At 47.2% G+C, this 22,807-nt stretch carries 22 protein-coding genes and 1 pseudogene; 21 read left to right on the top strand and 2 right to left on the bottom strand.

Annotated elements, in window-relative coordinates; translation table 11 throughout:
- Positions 1-191 precede the first annotated feature (191 nt).
- The 3 genes from RB620_RS13550 to RB620_RS13540 all read left to right on the top strand — a co-directional run bounded on the left by RB620_RS13550 (position 192) and on the right by RB620_RS13540 (position 2,607).
- The gene (locus RB620_RS13550) at positions 192-698 is read left to right on the top strand and encodes a MarR family winged helix-turn-helix transcriptional regulator (RefSeq protein ID WP_308095116.1); all 507 of its coding nucleotides are present in this window, start codon (positions 192-194) and stop codon (positions 696-698) included.
- A gap of 651 nt (positions 699-1,349) precedes the next feature.
- Positions 1,350-1,982 carry a serpin family protein gene (locus RB620_RS13545; protein WP_308095114.1) on the top strand — a complete coding sequence of 211 codons (633 nt, stop codon included), beginning with the start codon at positions 1,350-1,352 and terminating at the stop codon, positions 1,980-1,982.
- Positions 1,936-2,607: a serpin family protein gene (locus tag RB620_RS13540; RefSeq protein ID WP_308095225.1), complete on the top strand. Its 672-nt coding sequence runs from the start codon at positions 1,936-1,938 to the stop codon at positions 2,605-2,607. The genes RB620_RS13545 and RB620_RS13540 overlap by 47 nt, the downstream gene beginning before the upstream one ends.
- Before the next feature lie 364 nt (positions 2,608-2,971).
- On the opposite strand, the gene RB620_RS13535 is transcribed toward RB620_RS13540, so the two are convergent.
- Positions 2,972-4,441, bottom strand: a complete 1,470-nt coding sequence (locus RB620_RS13535) for an RNA-guided endonuclease InsQ/TnpB family protein (protein WP_308095112.1) — start codon at positions 4,439-4,441, stop codon at positions 2,972-2,974.
- 162 nt (positions 4,442-4,603) lie between these two features.
- Here RB620_RS13535 and RB620_RS13530 point away from each other — a divergent pair.
- The 7 genes and pseudogenes from RB620_RS13530 to RB620_RS13500 all read left to right on the top strand — a co-directional run.
- Positions 4,604-5,059, top strand: a pseudogene (locus RB620_RS13530) (class I SAM-dependent methyltransferase); the annotation flags it as partial.
- A gap of 56 nt (positions 5,060-5,115) precedes the next feature.
- Complete coding sequence (locus RB620_RS13525; RefSeq protein WP_308095111.1) at positions 5,116-5,619, top strand: DinB family protein; 504 nt, start codon at positions 5,116-5,118, stop codon at positions 5,617-5,619.
- A gap of 139 nt (positions 5,620-5,758) precedes the next feature.
- A complete protein-coding gene (locus tag RB620_RS13520; RefSeq protein WP_308095109.1) occupies positions 5,759-6,025 on the top strand; it encodes a hypothetical protein in 267 nt (88 codons plus the stop codon).
- Between the two features lie 113 nt (positions 6,026-6,138).
- Positions 6,139-6,900 carry a hypothetical protein gene (locus tag RB620_RS13515; RefSeq protein WP_308095108.1) on the top strand — a complete coding sequence of 254 codons (762 nt, stop codon included), beginning with the start codon at positions 6,139-6,141 and terminating at the stop codon, positions 6,898-6,900.
- Between the two features lie 124 nt (positions 6,901-7,024).
- Positions 7,025-7,813, top strand: coding sequence for a hypothetical protein (locus RB620_RS13510; RefSeq protein WP_308095106.1), 789 nt, complete (start codon positions 7,025-7,027; stop codon positions 7,811-7,813).
- A gap of 178 nt (positions 7,814-7,991) precedes the next feature.
- The gene (locus RB620_RS13505; RefSeq protein ID WP_308095104.1) at positions 7,992-8,399 is read left to right on the top strand and encodes a hypothetical protein; all 408 of its coding nucleotides are present in this window, start codon (positions 7,992-7,994) and stop codon (positions 8,397-8,399) included.
- Between the two features lie 1,172 nt (positions 8,400-9,571).
- Positions 9,572-10,054, top strand: a complete 483-nt coding sequence (locus RB620_RS13500) for a GNAT family N-acetyltransferase (protein WP_308095102.1) — start codon at positions 9,572-9,574, stop codon at positions 10,052-10,054.
- 80 nt (positions 10,055-10,134) lie between these two features.
- Here RB620_RS13500 and RB620_RS13495 read toward each other — a convergent pair whose 3' ends face one another.
- Complete coding sequence (locus tag RB620_RS13495; RefSeq protein ID WP_308095101.1) at positions 10,135-11,139, bottom strand: aminoglycoside phosphotransferase family protein; 1,005 nt, start codon at positions 11,137-11,139, stop codon at positions 10,135-10,137.
- Between the two features lie 51 nt (positions 11,140-11,190).
- Here RB620_RS13495 and RB620_RS13490 point away from each other — a divergent pair, with 51 nt between their 5' ends.
- The 11 genes from RB620_RS13490 to RB620_RS13440 all read left to right on the top strand — a co-directional run bounded on the left by RB620_RS13490 (position 11,191) and on the right by RB620_RS13440 (position 22,785).
- Entirely contained in the window at positions 11,191-11,742 is a 552-nt protein-coding gene (locus tag RB620_RS13490; RefSeq protein ID WP_308095099.1) for a VOC family protein, read from the top strand.
- 121 nt (positions 11,743-11,863) lie between these two features.
- On the top strand, positions 11,864-12,115 hold the full coding sequence (locus RB620_RS13485; protein ID WP_308095097.1) for a hypothetical protein: 252 nt from the start codon (positions 11,864-11,866) through the stop codon (positions 12,113-12,115).
- Positions 12,116-12,510: 395 nt separating this feature from the next.
- Positions 12,511-13,866 carry a cytochrome P450 gene (locus RB620_RS13480; RefSeq protein ID WP_308095096.1) on the top strand — a complete coding sequence of 452 codons (1,356 nt, stop codon included), beginning with the start codon at positions 12,511-12,513 and terminating at the stop codon, positions 13,864-13,866.
- On the top strand, positions 13,867-14,004 hold the full coding sequence (locus tag RB620_RS13475; protein ID WP_308095094.1) for a hypothetical protein: 138 nt from the start codon (positions 13,867-13,869) through the stop codon (positions 14,002-14,004). It begins immediately after the preceding gene.
- A 47-nt stretch (positions 14,005-14,051) separates the two neighbouring features.
- A complete protein-coding gene (locus tag RB620_RS13470) occupies positions 14,052-14,189 on the top strand; it encodes a hypothetical protein (protein WP_308095091.1) in 138 nt (45 codons plus the stop codon).
- Positions 14,190-14,627: 438 nt separating this feature from the next.
- Positions 14,628-15,746: a multiple monosaccharide ABC transporter substrate-binding protein gene (gene chvE, locus RB620_RS13465; protein ID WP_308095089.1), complete on the top strand. Its 1,119-nt coding sequence runs from the start codon at positions 14,628-14,630 to the stop codon at positions 15,744-15,746.
- A gap of 107 nt (positions 15,747-15,853) precedes the next feature.
- Entirely contained in the window at positions 15,854-17,383 is a 1,530-nt protein-coding gene (gene mmsA, locus RB620_RS13460) for a multiple monosaccharide ABC transporter ATP-binding protein (protein ID WP_308095087.1), read from the top strand.
- A 6-nt stretch (positions 17,384-17,389) separates the two neighbouring features.
- Entirely contained in the window at positions 17,390-18,553 is a 1,164-nt protein-coding gene (gene mmsB / locus RB620_RS13455; RefSeq protein WP_308095085.1) for a multiple monosaccharide ABC transporter permease, read from the top strand.
- A 145-nt stretch (positions 18,554-18,698) separates the two neighbouring features.
- A complete protein-coding gene (locus RB620_RS13450; RefSeq protein ID WP_308095083.1) occupies positions 18,699-19,712 on the top strand; it encodes a substrate-binding domain-containing protein in 1,014 nt (337 codons plus the stop codon).
- Positions 19,713-19,748: 36 nt separating this feature from the next.
- Positions 19,749-21,617 carry a cache domain-containing sensor histidine kinase gene (locus RB620_RS13445; RefSeq protein ID WP_308095081.1) on the top strand — a complete coding sequence of 623 codons (1,869 nt, stop codon included), beginning with the start codon at positions 19,749-19,751 and terminating at the stop codon, positions 21,615-21,617.
- A complete protein-coding gene (locus RB620_RS13440) occupies positions 21,583-22,785 on the top strand; it encodes a response regulator (protein WP_308095079.1) in 1,203 nt (400 codons plus the stop codon). Before RB620_RS13445 ends, RB620_RS13440 begins: the two co-directional genes overlap by 35 nt.
- Positions 22,786-22,807: the final 22 nt, after the last annotated feature.

The following is a 22,807-nucleotide window of genomic DNA, read 5'->3' as shown; positions in this document are numbered from 1 at the left end:
CCACATATATGACTATAACAGAATTATATGTTGCCGATAACATAAAAAGTTTGGAGTTTGTTTATCTCGGCGATTCAGGATTGAATATGGGCATAGACGCATTCGTTAGTGGTATAATGACAGATGATTACACTTCACAATCTTGAGTGACTCCACACCAGCAAAAAAGAAAATTCAGGAGAGTCGAGTAAATGAATCTAGACGAAAATAAGCAGGAATTAAAAGAATGCCAAGTAGCGCTGAACTTTCTTGATTTCCCTGTAAATAACGCCATTCTTGCTCTTATACGTTCACATCGTACAGAAGCCGCTAATTTACTTCGATCATTGGGATTGTTTCCTGGGCAAGAGCTTATGTTAATGCAATTGTGGAACAAAGATCATCAATCGCAAAATTCTTTAGGAAAAACGTTTCGTCATGACCATTCCACAGTCGCCAAATCCGTTCGTCGACTAGAAGAAGCAGGCCTTGTTACTCGTAGCCAATCACAAGAAGATAAACGAGTGACGATCGTATCCTTAACAGAAGCAGGTCAAGATTTGCAAGGGGTGGTTTTAAAGGCTTGGGAAAGACTTGAAAAGAATACCACTAACGGACTTTCAGAAGAAGAAAAATCTCTTTTCCTCAAGCTGGTACACAAGATGGTTTCTAATTTTGATTCATGTGAACATTACATCGAAAAAAAACATAATGATTAATGCAACTGATAATTCACTATATATTGTTAAATTAAAGGAGAACGATAGATCCAACACGACATAACGGCAGCCGACTACGCGATCGGCTGCCGTTATTCTTTGAAGTAAACGAGCAGTTTAGTGCAACTTTCCAAGTAATTGGAACGTACAGGGGTAAGGGTAGCTGAATCATATGGAGGAGATAGGTTGAGGGTTATACTTGAATTGATGCGTATTATTATAATAGTCGCACTTCTTGGGGGATTGTTGGGATATTTAATTAGAACAATATACTTAGCAATCGGTATTAACATGGATGAACATGGCTGGCTTACGACGTTTGGTATTTTCATTCTGATTTTCGTGTTATATAGAAATAAATTTCAATTCAGTGGATGGTACAAGGGAAAGGGTAGAGAAAAACTTTCGAGAGGGGAAACCCAACTACTTCTTTCCGGCTCTATTTTGTTAATAGTACTCCCTGCATTTCTTAGCTTATTCTAATGCGAAGCCACAAACTTCTGGACCCTCCGAATGCCCTCTTCGATCTTCTCGGCGCTCAAGTTTCCGTAACCGAGTACGATTGTACTCGAATTCCTGCAATCGAAATAGGGTTGCAACAAATCGCTATTATCACTCGTCCAGGATGATAAATTCTTCTGGGGGATTTTTATGAAAAAATGGCTTACCATCAGCTGCATCGCAGCTATATTGACGGTTACTGGGTGCGGAGGGATGTCCGGAATGAAAAAGGCGGCAACTCCAGCTCCATCAACCCCATCGTATACGACAAATGATGTGGACGAAAGAATTGTGCAAGCGAATAATAAATTCGGGCTGAGGTTATATCAAGAGTTGCTGAAATCGGAAAAGCGAAACGGCAATAAGGTTATTTCACCTTTGAGCATTGAGACCGCATTAGCCATGACTTATAACGGTGCGGACGCTGAGACCAAGAAGGCGATGGAAAATGTGCTGGGTATAACAGGACTGACACTCCAAGACATCAACATGGGAAACGAAGTGCTGAAATACGTACTTGAACATGCGGATCCGAGCGTCGTGTTAAGCATCGCGAATTCACTGTGGGCTAAAGAGGGGAAAGAATTTCACAAAACATTCCTTGACAACAACTTCACTTATTACGACGCCGAAGTGACGTCGCTAGACCTGACCGCACCAGGAACACCGGATCAAATCAACCAATGGGTGCAGGGAAAAACGAATGGAAAGATCGAGAAGATCGTAGAAGGAACCAATCGATTCATCGACGGTTCTGTACCTAATAAACGCAATCTACTTTAAAGGGGAATGGGCGCGTCCGTTCCAAGAAAACGCGACTTCCGATGGCGAATTTGTCAAGCCGGACGGGTCGATGATTCAAGTTCCCATGATGAGTCAATCAGGTGAGTTTGAGTATAAAGCAGGAGAAGGGTACCAGGCCGTTCGCATACCGTACGGCAAAGGGAATATACGGATGGTGATTTACTTGCCGACGGCGGAAAGCCCCGATCTCGATAAAATGATGTCCGTATTGCTCTCGAATCCCGATCAATTGACAAAGGGGTTCCATTTTGAAGATGGAGAACTCCGCATGCCGCGATTTAAGTCGGAGTATTCCATCTCATTGAACGATGCGTTAAAAGTTTTGGGGATGGAAGCCGCTTTTGACTCAGAACGGGCAAACTTCGGAAACATGGCGCCGATTCCGCCAAATCTTTATATCAGTAATGTACAGCACAAAACATTTATCGAAGTTAATGAGCGAGGGACGGAAGCGGCTGCGGTTACATCAGTGGAAATGAAAGAGGAGTCGGCTGCTCAACGCTTCACCATGGACGTAAACAGGCCGTTCTTTTTCACGATCGAAGACGGTTCGACCGGTACAATGCTGTTCATGGGTTGCATTGAGAATCCGGGGCAGGAATGAATGGATGAAATCCATAAATTAAGTACTATTTTTCAATAAAGCTCTTAATGAGGCTGCTGGGTCCTTTGACCGGCAGTCTCATTAAATTGGGCAGAAGAGTTTCAATTAAAGGAAATCGTGTTCATCTATAAGAATATTTAGTTGTATGGTTTGATTCAGGAATGAGATTTCTAAATTACAACTGGAAGGTGGCTTAAATGAAAGTAATAATAGGGGCAGGGCGGACAAAATATGATGGCTGGCTCAGTACTCAAGAAGATGAACTAAATTTGCTTTCTTTACAAAGCTGGAATGAATACTCCCGCCACTTACCTTAGCTGTCGCTTCGGTCGAAGTGGGGGTTTCTGATGTCTCAACCTGACTATTATTTCAGGATGCTTAACATCTGTGGAGTTGACACGTTGATGGTCTGGTTACCATCCAACCCCTCTATCCCATTCGCTCTTTGAGCAGAGACGTTTGGGAATACTTTGCGCATTATGTTCGCCGCACCGTTCACATCGGCATGAATGAGACCTTTTGCACTCTGATATAGCCCTCGACAAATTCGCTTGCCTGAGAAAGCGTATGTCACCGCTTCATCAAAGCGAAACGAGGGGTCTTGATCCAAGAAGCTTGCTTTCGAGGTGTAAGCTTCTTCGGTCAGGATGACCGCTATCCCCTGCTCATCTGCTTTATACTGGATCATGCCGATCAGCATCTGGTGCGGGATATGACAAAACGACTGATTGTTTCGCCGTCCGATATCGGACGCTTGCTTCCATCCGTTGCTATGTCCGATGACGATTGTACCCACCTGTTGTTCCACGGCCAGCTTGACGATGTGATGGCTTGCTTTGTGGAAGAAGTCTTTTATCCGACGATAGCGCTTTAGATGCAAACGTTCTAATCGATTGGACGTATGTATCCCTTCTCGCGGTTCCTTGCCTTGACGAACAATCCCGGTATAGTGCGCTTTCATCTTGTTGTAGTACTGGTTGATCGATTTGACGATCTTGCCCTTCACGATCATCGGTTTCGAACCCGTTGTCGTGACGATGGTTGCAAGATTGTCGATGCCCAAATCAATCGCCATAAGTAAATCAGAATGATTTACGGCCATTAGTAAATCAGAATGCTTTACGCCCAGCACATGTTCTTGCGCAGTTTGCTTCTTTTCAATCGGACAAGCGAAGACCATTTCGACGACGTAATGCCCATGACTGGGCACCACACGCACCTGCATTAACTTTCCTTCGGTTCTGCCTATCTTGCCGATGCTCAACTGCAGCTTGGTTTTCGGAAGCTTGAGAAACTTTCTTTCTTTGATGACGCAATCCTGATTGGAGAACACGACTTCTTTCACCTTGCCCCGAGCATAGCCCGGAATATGAGGCTTTCCGGTGTACTTCTCCGGATGTTTCCGGTAATCTCCCGTACTGACGAAGAACGCCTTCCAGTTTTGGAACACCACCTTCATAATGCCTTGACTGCTTTGCGCAGGGAGTGCGCGATAATCGGATTGCTCCGTCACTTTGAACAAAGCGTCCAGGAAAGAGTAAGACACAAATGGATGCTCCCGCGAAGGCAACTCAAACGGATGGGAACGATTCTTCTCGCTCCGTCGTTCATTCATCGTATCGATATGCGCTGTTAGTATATCTATGACTTGCTGTTGCAACGGCTGTAATCCCTCTTGCTGCCCCCATGCGGTAAACACCTGCCTGATATAAAAGTTGGTCGTGTTGTACAGATTTTTGGCATTCTGACACGCTTCATCCAGATAAGAAAATAACTCATGACCTGGCTTGACCCACACTTGATAGGTCCTGTATAGGAGCGTTGTATCTGACATGACTTCACCTCCTCCCATTCAAAATACGAATATATGTTCCCTTTTATTATACCGTTACAAAGGGAGGAAGGAAAGGACATGTTATGAGCATATTCAAGAAGTCGCCGATTCAACTCGCCACTTGCAGAAGTGGGGATCCTCTCGGCGTAAGCCGATAGATTGTTTAGTCCGGAAAGTGTAGATGTCCTCTTGGCTGAACACGTATGGGAACATCTAACGTATGAGGAAGGTATTATTGCTGCCAACCATTGTTATGAGTTTTTAAAACCAGGTGGGTACATTCGTTGTGCGGTTCCCGATAAAAACTTCCGTAATGATTGGTACCAACAAATGGTCCAAGTCGGTGGACCAGGTCCAGTTGATCATCCAGCGGCAACGCATAAAATAGTTTATGATGCTAAAACTTTTGTAGGGGTATTTGAAAAGGCGGGGTTTGAGGTATCATTGTTGGAATATTGTGATGAGAATGGAGACTTCCATTATACATACTGGAATGAAGTAGATGGAATGATAGGAAGGTCATTTCGATTTGATACAAGAAATTCTATTGAAAGCCTTGGGATGGTTTCCATTATCGTAGATGCAAAAAAGCCATTGATAATAAAAAATAAGTTCTAGGAACTGACTAACATGCGTTTGTTATCATGGTGGTAATATATGGGAGGTGGAGGGTTTTGGACAGTTCAAGACTAATGATTGATTTTCTACTAAGTAAATACAAAGCGGACCAAAAATGGACTCGCAAGGTAATTGAACAGTTATCAGAAGAGGATATTAGATGGTCACCAACACCCGAGAGTAACAGCATCGCTAATTTGATTGCACACATCTCGGGCGCTGCTCATCAATGGTTTGAAACCGCATACTTCGGCGCTCCATATGTCGAAGACAGGAGTAAGGAATTCGAACGTGGTTTGCAAATGTCAAAAGAGCAAGCATTGGAAATTTCAAAGAAATCATATGACTGTATCATTCAGGTTCTTGAAATGATGAAAGCAAACCCCACACGGTTGTTGGAACAACCTTATCTAAATTACCCAACGTTCAATTCCGCTAACTTAAACAATCACTCCACCATTCTAGAAATGCTTCTACATCAATTCAGACATTTACCTACTCACACGGGGCAAATCATATATATAGCCAAAATGAGGAAGGGGAATTTAGTGTGGGATTGAAACTTAAATCGGCGTATCTATAGTAATGGTGTCGTTTATGAAGGGACAAAGCTTATTGGCGAGGAATTACAAGTAAAGTCTGTGAAATAGCTATTTAAACGAAGAACGATAGATAGACGAATTGGAGCGGGAAGTTACGATGTTAAAAAAAATCATACGGAAAACAGTATTTATTTACTCTATTTTTGGTTTGATTCTTGGAATTGGATTGCTTGTTGCTTCAATTTTTACAAATGAAGTAGTTGTTCAAAACGGTGAAAAAGTATTTGCGAGTGGCGTTAAAGCAGGTATTATCGGCCTTCCGGCTTCAGTATTAATTGCATCATTTATTGGGTTCATTCATGCAATATTTTTGTGGTTCCCAATTGTCTATGTTTATAAAAAAATATCTAGTAGGCGAAGTTAACTAATTTAGAGGCTAATCGTAAATTGAATAGTGCGATTGATCAGAAAATTGTATTGACAGCAGGTTGCTAATCTGGGATGATAGTTTAATTTCTTCCCATTGAGGTGATCTTTTTGGAACATGCGAAGGCAGTAGATCGAATAAACAAAAGGGTATGCGATATCATATTGAAGCATCTTGACTCCTCATGCATAGGTTTGATAGTACAGGGATCTGCTATCAAGGGAGGTTTCATACAGGGTAGTAGCGACATTGATTACATTTTGTATGTAGATGATGCTGCTTTAAACGAAGCAATGAGATTACCGGCGGAGCTTTGTATATCCATTCATAAAGATCTTTCGTCAGTGGAGGTATGGCCTTTTCGATATATTCAATTTAGTGTGTTGTCAGCCAAAACTAATACATATCTTGGTCCGATTCCTGGGACATATCAACTTTTAACAGGGCGATTGCTTGTACCTGAAGCAGCCAATGATGAGATCTACCAGGATGCTGTTAAATCATTAGACGAATTAAGCCCAGCTGATGCATTTAACACCCATGGATTACTTGATCATGGGGAAGATCGAATAGAAAGATGTACAAGGCTGTTGTGTACGATAGCATGGCCAATTGCATTTCAGTTACTGACCGTTATTCATAAAGATGGAATCAGAATATGGAGCCTGAAAAAACAAGAAGCAGTCTCATTGTTGGCATCAATCCCCGCGGTTGGAAATGAAATAGCATCCTTTTATCAGTCAGTTCAATCATACTATCCTTTAGAACAATCCGCTGAAAAGGCCTTAAAGGTGATTGAAGAGGGTCTCTCTTTCATTAACGCAGCTAAACGTCACTGGTTATCCATAAAATCACAATTGTTATTACGCTGATGGGTAACGGGAATTTATTAAAGATAAGACAGCAGTCGGCCACACGATCGGCTGTCTTTTGCATTGTATGGGTATTGGAGACACTATTAAAAGAGCGAGACATGTCCCAAATAAGGAGCAAAGCATGGACGAGTTTGAAAAAATGATGGCGGAATTCGACGAGTGGGCAGAGGATTTAAAAGAGCAGTTAAAGGCGTCGAGTCGAATTGAACCGTCAAAACTCAATGCCTTTGTAAGCATTATTGAGGAGTTAGTCCAAATCAAACACGAGTACGCCGACAAGCTGACGCAATTACGCACGTCTGCGGAAGAGAAAATAGTCAGACATGCGTATTCTAAAGGCGGAATTGTGATCCACCGCGGGTATTACTGTCCCAGCCCCGTTTGGGATTTAGTCGTTGGCGGTATGAAACGAGGCAAGCTGTTCAAAAAGAAGATTCCCAAATTAGGCGAATACTCATACGAATATGGGTTTGATCAGGACGAGAAGCTGCTTCGAGTGAAGCGGGCTAACGAGTTTGAGGGTGAAATACCAGAAAATACTTTTGATGAAGAATATTTGATCTATGTCGGAAATGTGGAGTATGGATTACAATTTAATTATTCAGGCGGACTGGACGCGGTGTCTAGATGTACGTATGAAAACGGGAAATTGATGAAGTATGAACAATGTTATTGCGGGATGGAGGAGTTTGCGGACCTTCATTACGAGGAGTACAGGTACGAGGGCGATATGCTATCAGAAGTGGATTTCTTCTATAACATTACACCGAGAGTAGGGTTATACGAAGAGAACAGGTTAAATGTAGAATACGATGAGGAGGGCAATATCGTTCGGATAATCATCAATGAGATAGTTGATGGCGAATTTAAGCCAACGTTTGTTACCCATGTAAAACCGCCAAAAAAATAAGCGATTGAACTAACGGGTACGATAGTGGAGCAAGCTGCCATGGTGCAGATGCTCCATTTTTTCACTCAACTTAACTTTCATGCTCTGTGGTGCAGCATAAGAGATGCATGGATGGCTAATGGGCATTTTAGTGAAAGAAGGTTTTATAAATTATTAACACTAAAAGAAGGTGAACTTGGTGACGAATGTTTACTTTTATCCCGACACTTATAGTGGGGAAGATGATTTATTTGAAGTCATTGGTATACCAAAGTATGCTCATTATGTTGAAGTAAACGAAATTGCAAAGTTTTTGGCAGATTATCTATGTGTTCAAAATAAATGGCCAATATATCTAACCCTTACTACATATAACGATTATGAAGAAGTAGAAGATTTATTGAAAAAGTTAAGTCAAGAATACCAAGTAGATTCATTAGGTGATGTAGCATATACTTCAACTGAAGATGGTGGAATGCTTGATTATCATATCCCGATTATAAAAGTAAAAATAACGAATATAGAAGCCCTTAAGTGTATATCAGTAGCACTTTTTGGTTACCAGAATCCAATTGTAAGTACATTCTATCTTTCTCGGATAACGTAACTTTTACGACAGAGAAAGGGAAAGATTGGAGAGGTAAGGATGTGGAATGCTCTACAATTTTCATTGATATGACCAAAGAAACAACTACAATTGGGATTACCCATGATGCCGTTGGTTTTTATCTTCTCTCAAATTTAGATGAGTATGGTTCGATAGTCCATATAGAAGAAAAACTTAAAAACTACAAAATACTAACAAAAGAATGAGTAGTTGATAAAACATTTACTTATTGCTAACGGGTACGATGGTCGCATAAATTTTCGACGACAGCTGGCTACACGACCCGCTGTCGTTGTTCGTTTAAGTAACGGGCAGTTATGTGAAGCGTGCGGATCGATGTGGTTTTCACGCCATTGCAACATATCCGGGCAGATTTCGAGAAACTGCAGGTAATTTATATAGATAACGAATATTGATGGAGTATCTAATCCTTAAAAGCGGAGGATAACTTTGGAACAGAACAAAATGGAAGTAATAAAAATGAAAAGTAAATATTGCGACAATAAGCACCATTGCATAGTAGTTGACGGGAATCCTCTTGACTCCTTGCTTCAATCTTTTCATTCAGAGGGGATTACGAAGGCTTGATCCCCACTATTTTGGAATGGATAGATGAACCTAGGGAAAAGTCTTTTGTTTTAGGTCGCTATAAATCACTGGAACAGATTGTATTGCTACCAATATTAATGTGTCCAGACGATTGTGACCTATGGTGTACTTTGATTGTTGTGGAGGTTGTAAAAGAAGGCAATCTCATCAAGTGGAACAGAATTGGATTAGACCATAGTATTAGAGAGGAACTAATCATTGGCTATGAGTGTATAGGGACAAGAGTCGATTGGCTGGCCAATTTTCCAAGCATGACTTTCGACCAAGGAGAGTATTACGCACAATTAAATAAGTTATTAACGGGAGACGATAGCTCCAACACGACTTGACGGCAGCCGATTACGCGATCGGCTGCCGTTATTCCTTGAACGAATAAACGAGCTTTAATTGATGATGCTAGGTATCTGGATATTCAAAATTTCAAAAACAAATCATCGCACAGATATCAAGTTGAGAGTAGTGTCGATTTAGATAACATTAAAAAGTATTTGAATACTGAAAATTAAGGAACGGGCTCATCAGATACTGCGGCACTTTGGGATGTCCAAAGAGGGGGATTATGCATGGAACTGATTAAGGTTTCATTTGAAAAGAAAGCAATACTACGGAATCTGATGGAATTATATCAATACGATATGAGTCAATTTGATGCTGACAGTGATAATGATGTCAATGATTACGGTCTATTTGACTACAAGTATCTCGACCACTACTGGACTGAAGAAGGGCGTCACCCCTTCCTTGTTATATTTTCTGGGAAGTTGGCTGGTTTTGTTTTAATTAGGGAAATTACAATTGCAGGTGACTCTGTATCCAAATTTTCCATAGCAGAATTTTTCATAATGAAAAAGTACCGAAGGCAAGGAATTGGAAAAGTAGTTGCAAATAAAGTGTTTGAGATGTTCAAGGGAAATTGGAGTATTGCTTGGTTGGAAAAAAATGTACCAGCAAAGTCATTTTGGACAAGGATAATCTCTGAATACTCAGAAGGTAATTGTGTCGAAACAACGTACGCCGGTAACCCAGCGTTAGAATTTACCTCTTGAAATGCTTAACTGATAGCACGGCGTTCCAGACTGGGCTTGCTTCGTCATGGCAAATTCGCGGCTAGGGGCAACTGGCCGCTTTATCCGACGCCATATTTGGCGAGATACTGCGGATACGATTGAAGATGAACGGCCTTGGCCTTGCGCTGAGCCTCCTCCCGATGCTCCGGCACCTGCTCCGCCTCGACATAATCGGCCAGCACGTCGATGACGTCGTCGAGCAGCTTCGCCCGAAAATACAGTTCCAACCGCTCTACGACCGCAGCCCCTGCTACTGCCAACACCTTCTCCCTCCATATCGGCCATGACGGATCATGCATAATTGGCCAAAGCAGTACCGAGTAGTCCATCGCCGCATCGCCCTGGCCGGACAGGTCGTCCCAGTCAATAATCCGGAAGCCGTCCCTGCCGCACGTCAGTACGTTGTTACCGTTCAGGTCGTTATGAACAACATCGCCCGCTGGAAGTAGAAATGCAGGTGTCTGCCGGACAGTTTCCCTCAGCCTCCTGATCTCTTCTCCGAACCATGAAATCGTCTCGTCCGAGACGAAATCCCTGAGCAGCTCGCGCGACCCTTGGATTCCCTCGAGATCATCCATAAACCGAGATATGTACTCGTCCTCGAATGCCTCCGCATAAGTGCGCATCTCCGCCTTAGGCAGCATTCCGCGAAGACGATCATCGCGATGGAGCTTCGCGGCAGTCTCCATGATTCCCGTCAGTGCGGCTTCGGGATTCCGCGCTTCCGCAATTGGGGTAGCATCCTCGATATATTCGAAAACAAGGCCGTACGGATATCCCGGCAAGATCTCGCGGTCAATCTCATGGACCAGCCTGGGAGCGGCATAGTGCTCGGCAAGATAATCACTGACGCCAGCCCACTTCCGCAGCCGCGCGGCATTGCTAGGTGGAGCCAGCTTGACATGAAGCCGCGTGCGGCCGTCCGCCAAACGGATTGATAAGTTGCCGAAGCCCCCGGGGTTAAATATATATGACGCCCGGATCTTATTCGGGCCTATGCCGATCGCATCGGCGTTCGCCGCTGCCCACTCCGCAATCATTCGTTCTGCTAGTTGTACCTCCATATCTACATCCGGCCTCCTCACCAAATTCAGGTATATACTGGATATTTTAGCATGGAACCGATCATTGCTGCAGGTAAAGGATGGTTATTAATCGAATTGAATAGCCAAAGGGATCTTATGATAATGGGATATGTGCCAACTAAAAGGAGGCAGAATATGTCGAACAAAAAGACGAATGGTGCAGATGTGATCGGTTACTGCTGCATGAGATTTCCAGTCACAAATTTGAAAAAATCGGTGGATTTTTATTGCGACGTGTTGGGCTATGAATTGATTTCAGCAGATTATTCGTTTGGAGAAGCACATATTGCATTGAAAAATGGAAACGGTCCGGGTATTTTTTTGATGGAAACCAAACCGGATGATGTCACACAATTGAAGTTTGTATTTCCTCGTTCATTCTTTATCACAAGCAGCATGGGGCACGTGACGATGGTTGAGATGTTAACGAATGATTTGCTTGCTTTGCATGAACGGATTAAACAAGCTGGAAACCATATTGATCAAGAACCTGTATTTACTAATGATTTCGGTTATTTCACCTTTTATGATCCGGACGGGCACTATATTCGGGTAGTCGAAGAAAAACAATCAGCAGGATAATTTAACCATAATGGTTCTTTACCTTTAAATTGAGATGTTTTGTTAGTATCATTAAAACTGTCAAAAGCTTTTACAAAATTGGGAATTATTTATATGTCTTTCAATGTGGAAAGGAGCTTATATGGCTAAAACGAAACGTGGTAAAGGCTTGTGGAATACACCCTCTAGAGGTAGAGGTACCTGTCCGATTTGCCTATCGACTAGAATAAAGTTGCTTTACTCTGCGACTAACTCGGACGGAAAGCTAGTGAAAGTCTGCAAGAAATGCAGCGCAGTAGACGCGAAAACCGCGGATAAAGCTGTATCGACAGAGAATTTAGGATTTCGAGGAAAGCTACGTAAAGCGTTGAATCGACAAAAGCAAACTGTATAAAAAGTGTTTTGAAAAGAGGGCATTCCAACTCCATGTGAATTGGAATGCCTCTTTTTGTTTTTTTGGAATCTATTTTTTTGACGTGCAGCAAGGGGTGATAAAAGTTCATCCTTAACGATAATTCTTGGCAGCTATACAATCGAAATGTAGCGAGTGAAGCAGCCCAAATGGATTGGAATATGGGAAGGTTGCTAATTCTAATCCGCATTCCCGTATTTCCCGAATCCGGGAATCGGAGCTTCCCGAAAATGGGGGTAATCATTGCTCTGTTGTCCGTGATTCCTGTGGATGTAGGATTAAGGCAAGCAAACTTTTAGTGGAAGATAATGTATGCGCGACTTACTGGAATTTAATATCGGACCAGGCAGTTTAATAGAAATGGAGAGATGTGCAGAATGACAACAACAATGGAGAGCATGCGTGCTCCACAGGGACCAAAGGGGTCAATGCTGGGCGGAAATTTGACGGCGTACCGGAAGGATCCGCTCCGCTTTTTGACGGAGCTGCAGAAGGAGTATGGGGGAGTGGCAAAAATACGGTTCGGTCCCCAGACGATGTACGTGATCTATGATCCGGCGCTTTTGAAGGAGGTGCTGCTGACGAAGCAGGAGCACTTTATTAAGTTAAAGGCGTTTCAAGAGGCAAGACTATTTGTCGGAGACGGGCTCGCGACCAGCGAGGGAGAGAAGCATAAGCGAACCAGGCGATTAGTGCAGCCACATTTTACGAAAGCGCATATTCAAACGTATGCGGAACAAATGGCACACATTGTCCGCAGCAAGCTTGACGCCTGGCAGCCGGGAGAGCGTCGTAATCTGACGGATGAAGTCTCGGACATGGCCTTCGAGATTATTGCCAAAACGCTCTTCAGTCTAGAAGGAGATAGATATACCCGTGCCATTCGGGAGCCGTATGAGTTAATTAACCGGATGTGCTCTGAACGGATGAGGTCGCTTCTGTCGGTGCCCCTGTTTATTTCTACAGCCAAAAACCGGGCTTACAAGGATGCGCTTCAAGCGCTTGACCTCGGCGTTTATTCGATTATTCAACAAAGAAAATTGAAGCCGGATCAGGGGGATGGCGATCTTCTGTCCGTTATGCTATCCGCCAAGGACGAGAGCGGAAACGGTATGAGCGACCGGGAGCTCCGCGATGAGCTGATGATTATGTTCATCGCCGGGCACGAGACTTCGGCCAATGCGTTATCTTGGGCATTCTCGTTTATATTGCAGCAGCCGGAAGTAGAGGCGAAGCTTTATGAGGAGTGGGATCGCGTACTTAACGGACGCGATCCTTCGGCAGCGGATTACATGCAGCTTACGTATACCCAGAACGTGCTATGGGAGGCGATGCGTCTGCGCTCGCCGTCCTTTTTTACCGGACGTTCGGCGACGGCTGACGTACAGATCGGTCATTTTACGGTTAAGAAGGGGCAATCGATTCTATTCAGTCCGTACGCGATGCACCAAAATCCGGCTTATTTTCCCGACCCGTTATCGTTTATTCCGGAGCGGTTCGAAGGCGACCTGTTGAAGCGAATTCCTCAGTTTGCTTATATTCCGTTCGGCGGCGGGCCGCGAGGCTGCATCGGAAACCATTTTGCGATGATGGAGATGGTGATCATGCTCTGTATGATCGGTCAGCGCTATCGGCTTCGTCTAGCGCCGGGGCATCCGCCGATCGAGATGGAGGCGCTCATGACTCTGCGGCCTAAGAATGCAATCGAGGTACTAGTGAGCGAGGTGACGTAAATGAAAAAGATCGTTGCGGTTCTTATGATCGCTGTAACACTATTGGGTGTTACCGCGCTTCCAGTAATCAATGACAACCAAGTGTATGCTGCTAAACCAAATGGTGGGGTGAATGATCCACCGGATAGTAATGGTTGAAAATAATGATAAACAGTGAAAGCTGCACCGAAGGCGAGGTGACGTAATTGAAAAAGATCATTGCGGTTCTTATGATCGCTGTAACACTATTGGGTGTTACCGCGCTTCCAGAAATCAATGACAACCAAGTGTATGCTGCTAAACCAAATGGTGGGATGAATGATCCACCGATTAGTAATGGTTGAAATAATGATAAATCATGAAAGCTGCACCGAAGGCGAGGTGACGTAATTGAAAAAGATCATTGCGGTTCTTATGATCGCTGTAACACTATTGGGTGTTACCGCACTTCCAGTAATTAATGACAATCAAGTGTATGCTGCTAAACCAAACGGAGGTTCAAATGATCCACCGGATGGCGAGGTTGAGCCAACGTTCTTCCGGTGTAAAATCCTCATATCTTCGTGTCATAGCAGTAGAAGTTATATGGAAACAGCCCCATCCGGTAATCCGGATGGGGCTGTTTGTTATAACCAGAGTTCAATCCGCAAGAGCTCATTTTGAAGTTTAATTAGGTTAATTTTTTATAAAAACCAGTAGATTTATTGCAAAGACCGCGCCGTACGGTTCCAGTATCATTAGCCTATCAACAATTCAACACACATAGCGAGAGGGGTTAAAAAATGAAAAAAACGCTTGCATTGATTGTAATTTCGGCACTGATTATGGTACTTGCGGCCTGCGGAAGCAACGGCGGCAACGGTAGCGGCACGGAAACAAACGGCGCGGGCTCCGGAAGTGACGGAGGCGGGAAGACAGGCAGCGTAGGCATCTCGATGCCGACCAAATCGTCCGAGCGCTGGGTAGGCGACGGCGCCAACATGAAGAAAGAATTCGAAGCGCTAGGCTACAGCGTGGATCTACAGTATGCAGAGGATGTCATCGAGAACCAGGTATCCCAGATCGAGAACATGATTACGAAGGGCGTTCAGGTGCTCGTGATCGCTTCGATCGACGGCGAGTCGCTAACCGATGTGCTGCAGAAAGCTGCTGACGAGAATATCAAGGTTATCGCGTACGACCGCTTGATCAAGAATACCGAGCATGTGAGCTACTATGCGACATTCGATAACTTCAAGGTCGGCGTGCTTCAGGCATCCTACTTGGAAGAGAAGCTTGGCCTCAAGGATGGCAAGGGTCCGTTCAACATCGAGCTGTTCGCCGGATCACCGGACGATAATAACGCCTATTTCTTCTTCGACGGCGCGATGTCGGTGTTGCAGCCTTACATCGAGGGCGGCAAGCTGGTTGTGAAGAGCGGTCAGACGAGCATGGAACAGGTAGCCACTCTCCGCTGGGACGGCGCAACCGCACAGTCGCGGATGGATAACCTGCTGAGCGCCAACTACGCCGACGATACCGTTCATGCCGTACTTTCTCCATACGATGGCATTAGCATTGGCATCATCTCTTCACTGAAAGGCGTAGGCTACGGCTCCGGCGACAAGCCGATGCCGATCATCAGCGGTCAGGACGCCGAGCTGGCATCCGTCAAATCGATCATCGCCGGGGAGCAGACGTCTACGGTATTCAAGGATACCAGGGAGCTGGCCAAGGTTGCCGTCAGTATGGCTGAAGCTGTATTGAAGGGCGAGGAAGCAGAAGTGAACGACACCGAGACGTACGACAACGGCGTAAAGGTTGTTCCTTCCTACTTGCTGGAGCCGGTTTCGGTAGATAAGGAGAACTACAAGGCAGTGCTGGTTGATTCCGGTTATTACACCGAGGGCGACCTGAAATAACCCTAGCCGTTCGACTTGCAACAGCCCCAATGATTTAGCGATGGCTCCGTGCTGTCGCTAAATCATTTCTACTTTTCGTGATTATTATGGAAGGCGTGGTGACGGTTTTGACCGATATCATATTGGAAATGCGGGGGATCACCAAAACCTTTCCGGGCGTAAAGGCGCTGGAGAACGTCAATTTGCAGGTAAAAGAAGGTGAAATCCACGCGCTGATGGGCGAGAACGGCGCAGGCAAATCGACGCTGATGAAGGTTCTCTCCGGCGTCTATCCGCACGGATCTTACGAAGGCGATATTTTGTTTAAGGGGCAACCTTGCGAATTCCGTTCCATCCGCGACAGCGAACAGCTCGGCATTGTCATCATCCATCAGGAGCTCGCGCTTATTCCGCAGCTGTCCATTGCGGAGAACATCTTCCTCGGCAACGAGCAGGCAAGTCGCGGTATCATCGATTGGAACGAGACGATTCTGCGTACCCGGGAACTGCTGCGCACCGTCGGCTTGTCCGAATCGCCGAATACGGAGGCCGGAACGATAGGGGTGGGCAAGCAGCAGCTTGTCGAAATCGCCAAGGCGCTCTCCAAAGAAGTGAAGCTGCTTATTCTGGACGAACCGACGGCTGCTCTTAACGAAGAGGACAGCGAGAATTTGCTGAACCTCATGCTTGCGTTCAAGGCGAACGGCATCACCTCAATCATCATCTCCCATAAGCTGAACGAGATTATGAAGGTGGCCGATTCGATTACGATTCTGCGCGACGGCAAAACGATCGAGACGCTGGACGTCAAGGAAGACAGCATCACGGAGGACCGGATCATCAAAGGGATGGTGGGACGCGATCTGACGCACCGCTATCCGGAGCGGGAGCCGAATATCGGGGACGTTTTATTCGAGGCGAAAAATTGGACGGTCTATCATCCAGCGCAGGCGGATCGCAAGGTGATAGATGACGTAAGCTTCGATATTAAACGCGGCGAGATCGTCGGTATTGCCGGTCTCATGGGGGCAGGCCGGACTGAGCTTGCCATGAGCATCTTCGGACAGTCGTACGGCAAAAAAATAAGCGGCCGGCTGTTCAAGGACGGCCGCGAAACGAAGCTGACCGATATTAGCAAGGCGATAGACGCAGGGGTTGCGTACGTGACGGAAGACCGGAAGGAATACGGACTCATCTTGATGGATGACATCAAGCGGAACACGACGCTTGCCAATCTGCGAAGCATCTCCAAGTGGTTCGTCGTGGATGACAATCAGGAAGTGGTCGAGGCGGAAGGCTTCCGCAAGAAGCTGAACATTAAGACGCCTAGCGTCCACCAGAAAACCGGAAACCTGAGCGGCGGCAACCAACAGAAGGTGGTGCTCAGCAAGTGGATTTTTACCGGGCCCGATTTGCTCATTCTGGACGAACCGACACGCGGCATAGACGTCGGGGCGAAATATGAAATTTATACGATCATTAATCAGCTGGCCGCGCAAGGAAAGGGCATTCTGATGATCTCCTCAGAGCTGCCCGAGTTGCTCGGCATGTGCGACCGTATCTATGTCATGAGCGAGGGCCGGTTTACCGGTCAGGTACCGCGTGCCGGGGCGAGTCAGGAAGTTCTGATGAAATATATGACGAAAAGCAGGGGGTAAGGCAACATGGATACGGCGATAAAATTGTTTCGCAGAAATATCCGGCAATACGGCATGTTCATCGCTCTGATCTTGATCATGCTGCTCTTCCAATTTCTCTCCGACGGCAATCTGATGAAGCCGCTCAACATTACGAACCTCATCCTTCAAAACAGCTATATTCTCATCCTGGCGATCGGCATGCTGCTAGTCATCATAACCGGACATATCGATCTCTCGGTCGGTTCGGTTGCCGCCTTTGTAGGAGCAGTATCCGCTATTATGATGGTTAATCACGACATGCCGTTTCTGTTAGCCATGGTATTGTCGCTGCTGATCGGCGCGGCGGTAGGGGCTTGGCAGGGCTTTTGGGTCGCCTATGTTCGGATTCCCTCATTTATCGTTACGCTTGCCGGCATGCTCCTATTCAGAGGGTTGACCATGCTTGTGCTGGACGGCAAATCGGTCGCCCCGTTTCCTGACGGTTTCCGCGCGATCAGCACCGGATTTCTACCGGACTTTCCGGGCGAGTGGAACATTCATCTCGTAACCTTGCTGATTGGAGTCATCCTGTCGATTCTATGCGTGATGATGGAATGGCGGGGGCGCCTGATCCAGAACCGTTATCAATTTGAAGTGGTGCCGCTTCCCTTCTTCCTGGCGAAGCTAGCCGCGCTCGTCATTGTCATTAATTTGTTTACGTACGTTCTCTCCTCTTACAAGGGGTTGCCGAATATTCTGATCATGCTCTTCATCCTTGTCGGGGTCTACACATTCGTGATGAATAAAACGGTGATGGGCCGCCACATTTATGCGCTCGGCGGAAACGAGAAGGCGGCTAAGCTGTCCGGCGTGAAGACGAAGAAGATGACGTTCTGGGTATTCGTCAACATGGGCGTGCTGTCGGCTCTTGCAGGTCTCGTTTTTGCCGCCCGTCTTAACGCGGCTACGCCGAAAGCGGGGGTTAACTTCGAGCTTGACGCCATCGCGGCCGTCTTCATTGGCGGCGCATCGGCTACTGGCGGCGTAGGCACGGTCATTGGGGCAATCGTCGGCGGTCTTGTCATGGGCGTCATGAATAACGGGATGTCGCTGATTGGCCTTGGCATTGACTATCAGCAAGGCATCAAAGGTCTTGTTCTGCTTCTGGCTGTAGCCTTCGATCTATACAACAAAAACAAGTCAAATTAAAAGATGCGGCATGACGGCGCGGAGGGTACACATCGTGTGCAGCTCCGCGCTTTTTGGCGATGATGGAATGCGCTTACAAAGATAGCCTTGATCTTGCTATAATGGTTGTACATTTGTTTGTCGCAGATAGACAGGGGGACCTGGGTTGAAAAAACTTTTGCTGATCTACGTCGTTCTTATCGGGACGTTTATGGCGTACCTGTACATGGTGTATTTCCGGGAGGATAGCGGCGGACCGCTCGATCAGGAAGTCGGCCTGCATGGCGAGGTGGACGAGAAATATGTGATGGTCAACTTTCTGACCGGCATCGATTATTGGAAAAATGTTCTGAAAGGCTTCGAGGATGCGGCGGAAGCGCTTGGCGTATCCGTCGAATATCGGGGCTCGACAAAGTACGACGTCCATGAAGAGGTGACCGTGCTGGAGCAGGTCATCGCCCGCAACCCGGCGGGAATCGCCGTAACGGCCATTAATTCCGAAGCGCTGAACGCAGCGATCGACAAGGCGGTGGAAGCCGGCATTCCTGTCGTGATGTTCGATTCCAACGCGCCGGACAGCAAAGCCTATTCCTTTCTAGGCACGAACAACTATAACGCAGGCGTCACGGCCGCGCGAGAAATGGCCGAGCTTTCCGGTGCGAGCGGTAAAGTAGGCATCATTACCCTTCCGAATCAATTGAATCATCAGGAGCGTACACAAGGCTTTGAAGATACGCTTCTCGCCGAGTATCCGTTGCTCCAGCTTGTGAGCGTGGTGGACGGGAAAGGCGATCAGCTTGTTTCCGAGCAAAAAGCGCAAGCCATGATGGAGCAGCATCCGGATCTGGTTGGCATCTTCATTACGGAAGCGAACGGCGGCGTCGGGGTCGGGAATGCGGTCCAGAGTGCCGGCAAACTAGGCCAGGTGCATATCATCAGCTTCGATACCGACAAAGGAACGCTCGATATGGTGAAGAGCGGTACGATATCGGCCACGCTCGCCCAGGGAACCTGGAATATGGGCTACTGGTCGTTAATGCATCTATTCCACCTTCGCAATGAGCTTGTAGAGCCAATGGCCGATTGGCGGGCATCGGGCGTCCCGCCTTTGCCGACTTATGTGGATACGGGCATCTCCGTGGTCACCAAATCCAATGTCGATGACTACTATGCGAAATAATACATCGAAATTGCGGCAGGGAAGGTGATCGCGCGGATGGGTTCCAAATGGTTTCAGCTCAATAACTGGTCGATCCGGTACAAGCTTATTGTGCATTTTCTGCTGATCAGCATCCTGCCCTCGTTATGTATCGGAATCCTGATCGCTTGGGCGGTTGGCGGAGTCATCGGGAAGCAGGTCAACAGCCATACGGCGCAATTGATCGGTAACGTGAATAAATCGCTTGATTTCTACGCTGGCAATATCCAGAATATTTCTTATTTCATTTCCCTGAATCCCGAGATCCAGTCGTTCTTGAAGAACGGGGCTTCTGCGCTTGATGAAGACGATGAGCGGTATCGGACATCCAAATTTCTGCAGGGCTTTACAACGCTTTACTCTGAAGTTGCAGGCATCATGGTCGTGGGTGCGAACGGCGAATATTTCAGCAATGAGATGTATGCAAGAAGCGACCGCAGCCTCACGGAGGAGTATTGGTATCAGGAAGCCGTCCAGGCCAAAGGCATCTTCAAGATGATTGGCCATCCGTTTATCAGGAACGTAACGACTCATGCCAATTATAAGGAAAGCGAGGTTGTGTCGGTCGTTCGAGCCATCCAGGATCCGGAGACGCAACGAACGGAAGGGGTCGTTCTCATCGACCTTAAGCTGCGAGTAATTGCGGAAACGGTGCGTGATGTGCGACTCGGGAAATCCGGCTATCTGATGGTGATCGATGATAAAGGAGACAACATCTATGCCCCCCGCAACTCGGTTGCCGGCGGTATCGATTTCGAGCTGCTGGCCAATCAGAAGTCGGGTACGTTCTCCAAGACGGTAGACGGGGAGAGGCTGCAATTCATCTATCAGAAATCCCCGTTTACGAACTGGACGACGGTCGGCGTATTCGCCGTCCAGGATACCGTGCAGGAAATCAAAGACATCAATTTGTATCTGGTATCGTTCGTTTTTGTCGTATGCATGCTGGGCATTGCCGCATCCTACTATCTATCGCATTCCATCTCCCGTCCGATCACGCAGCTCGCATCCTTAATGCGCAAGGTGGAGGAAGGCAACATGAGCATCCGGATCGCAGGCGAGAGAAGGGACGAGGTCGGCATGCTGGGCCGCAGCTTTAACAAGATGCTGGCGCAGATGACCCGGCTCCTGACGCAAGTAGGAGAGGAGCAGCGCCTCAAGCGGGAGGCGGAGCTTCGCAGCCTGCAGGCCCATATCCAGCCCCACTTTCTGTACAACACGCTGGATACGATCCAATGGCTGGCTCGCAAGGACGGCGCGCACGAGGCAACTGAAATGGTGGAATCGCTTTCGAAGCTGTTCCGAATCGGGCTAAGCAAGGGGCAGGAAATGATTCCGCTGACGGATGAATTCGAGCATATCCGCAGTTATTTGAAGATCCAGAAAACCCGTTACAGAGACAAGCTCAACTATACGATCGACGTAGACGATAGCTGCAGCAACCTGGTGGTGCTCAAGGTCATTCTGCAGCCGGTCGTGGAGAATGCGATCTACCACGGCATCAAGGAACGGCGTGGCCCGGGCATGATCGGCATACGAGCGAATACGAGCGGCGGCGTGCTGACTCTGATCGTTGAGGATAACGGAGCCGGCATGTCCGAGGAAAGGCTGGCAGAGCTTCGCGAGACGCTGGATTCGTGTAACGACGCCGCGCTCGAGGATGGCGTCATCCGGTCTTCGGGCGAGCTGTCGCGGAACGGCGGCGCCGCAAGCTACGGCCTGCGCAATGTGCAGGAACGCATCAGACTGAGCTTCGGCGAGCCGTACGGGTTGATCATCGAGAGCAAGGAGAAAGGCGGGACCACCGTAACAATCAGGCACCCCATTATCCTCGAGAAAGGGCGGAACGTCTATGGCACGCAAATGGAAGGTATTGATCGCGGATGACGAGGCCATTATCCGCGAAGGGATTCGGGGTTCGGTCCCGTGGGAGCAGATTGGCCTCGAGGTCGCGGGCGAGGCGGAGGACGGCGAGGAGGCGCTGGAGCTGGCGGTAGCGCATGAGGTTCATATTCTGCTTGTAGATCTGAGCATGCCCATTATGAACGGGCTCACGTTGATCGGCCATATACGCGCACAGCTTCCTGGGTGCAAGATCATCATCATTACCGGTCACGACGAGTTTGCATACGCCCACGAGGCGATCAAGCTTGAGGTCGACGATTATATACTGAAGCCGGTCAATCCGGCTGGACTTGCCGAGGTTCTGGAGCGAGTAGTCAAGAAACTCGAAGAGACGACCGTTAACGAAGAGCTGCTGGTCATGGCCTCCAGACAGATCGAGAAAAACTTCTCCTTGCTTAGGGAGCGCTTCTGCCTGGAATGGATGAAGGGCGAACTGAGCGAGGAGGAAATCAACGTTCAACTTGCGTTTCTGCGCATGCCGGACGTGGCGCCCGATATGCTCGGGGTCATTCGTTGGCCCGAGCAATCGAACGGGAAGGCTTTTTTATCCGAAAAAGATCGCCAGCTGCTTCTGTTCGCGATCGAGAATATCGTCGAGGAATTTCTCCAGGCTTTCACCTGCGTCCATTTCCGCGACGAAGTGGGACTCATCGTGCTTCTGATCTGGGGGAGTACGGACGAGCTTCTTTTTGAACGGATCGAATCCGCCGTCGCCAGCTACCTCAAGATCGCCGTCGTCGCCAGCTATCTCCCGAACCGAGACGGGATGGCGGCCATCCCGATGCTCTACGCGGAGGCCAAGGCTTCGGTCAACAGAGAGTCGCGTCTGTCGCCATTCGTGCGCCGGACAAAAGAGATTATAGCGGAGCGGTATAATGATCAATCGCTCTCGCTCGAGAGCGTGGCGAATGAACTCAAGGTTTCCACCGTTTATTTGAGCAGACTGTTCAAGCAGGAAGCGAGCACCTCTTTCATTGGCTTGTTGACCCAGACGAGGATGAAGCAGGCTATCCGGCTGTTAGCCGAAACGGATCTGACGATCCAGGAGGTCGCGGAGAGGACGGGCTACGAATCGCAGCATTATTTCAGCACATCGTTTAAGAAAATGGTAGGCTTGCCTCCGAATCAATACCGGAAGCAGCTTCAATAGAAGTACGTCACAATTTTAAATA

The organism is Paenibacillus sp. LHD-117 (assembly GCF_030929555.1).
In the GTDB taxonomy this organism is placed as follows: domain Bacteria; phylum Bacillota; class Bacilli; order Paenibacillales; family Paenibacillaceae; genus Pristimantibacillus.
Note: the sequence above shows the minus strand (reverse complement) of the source record. Positions and strands in the feature narration are given on the sequence as shown.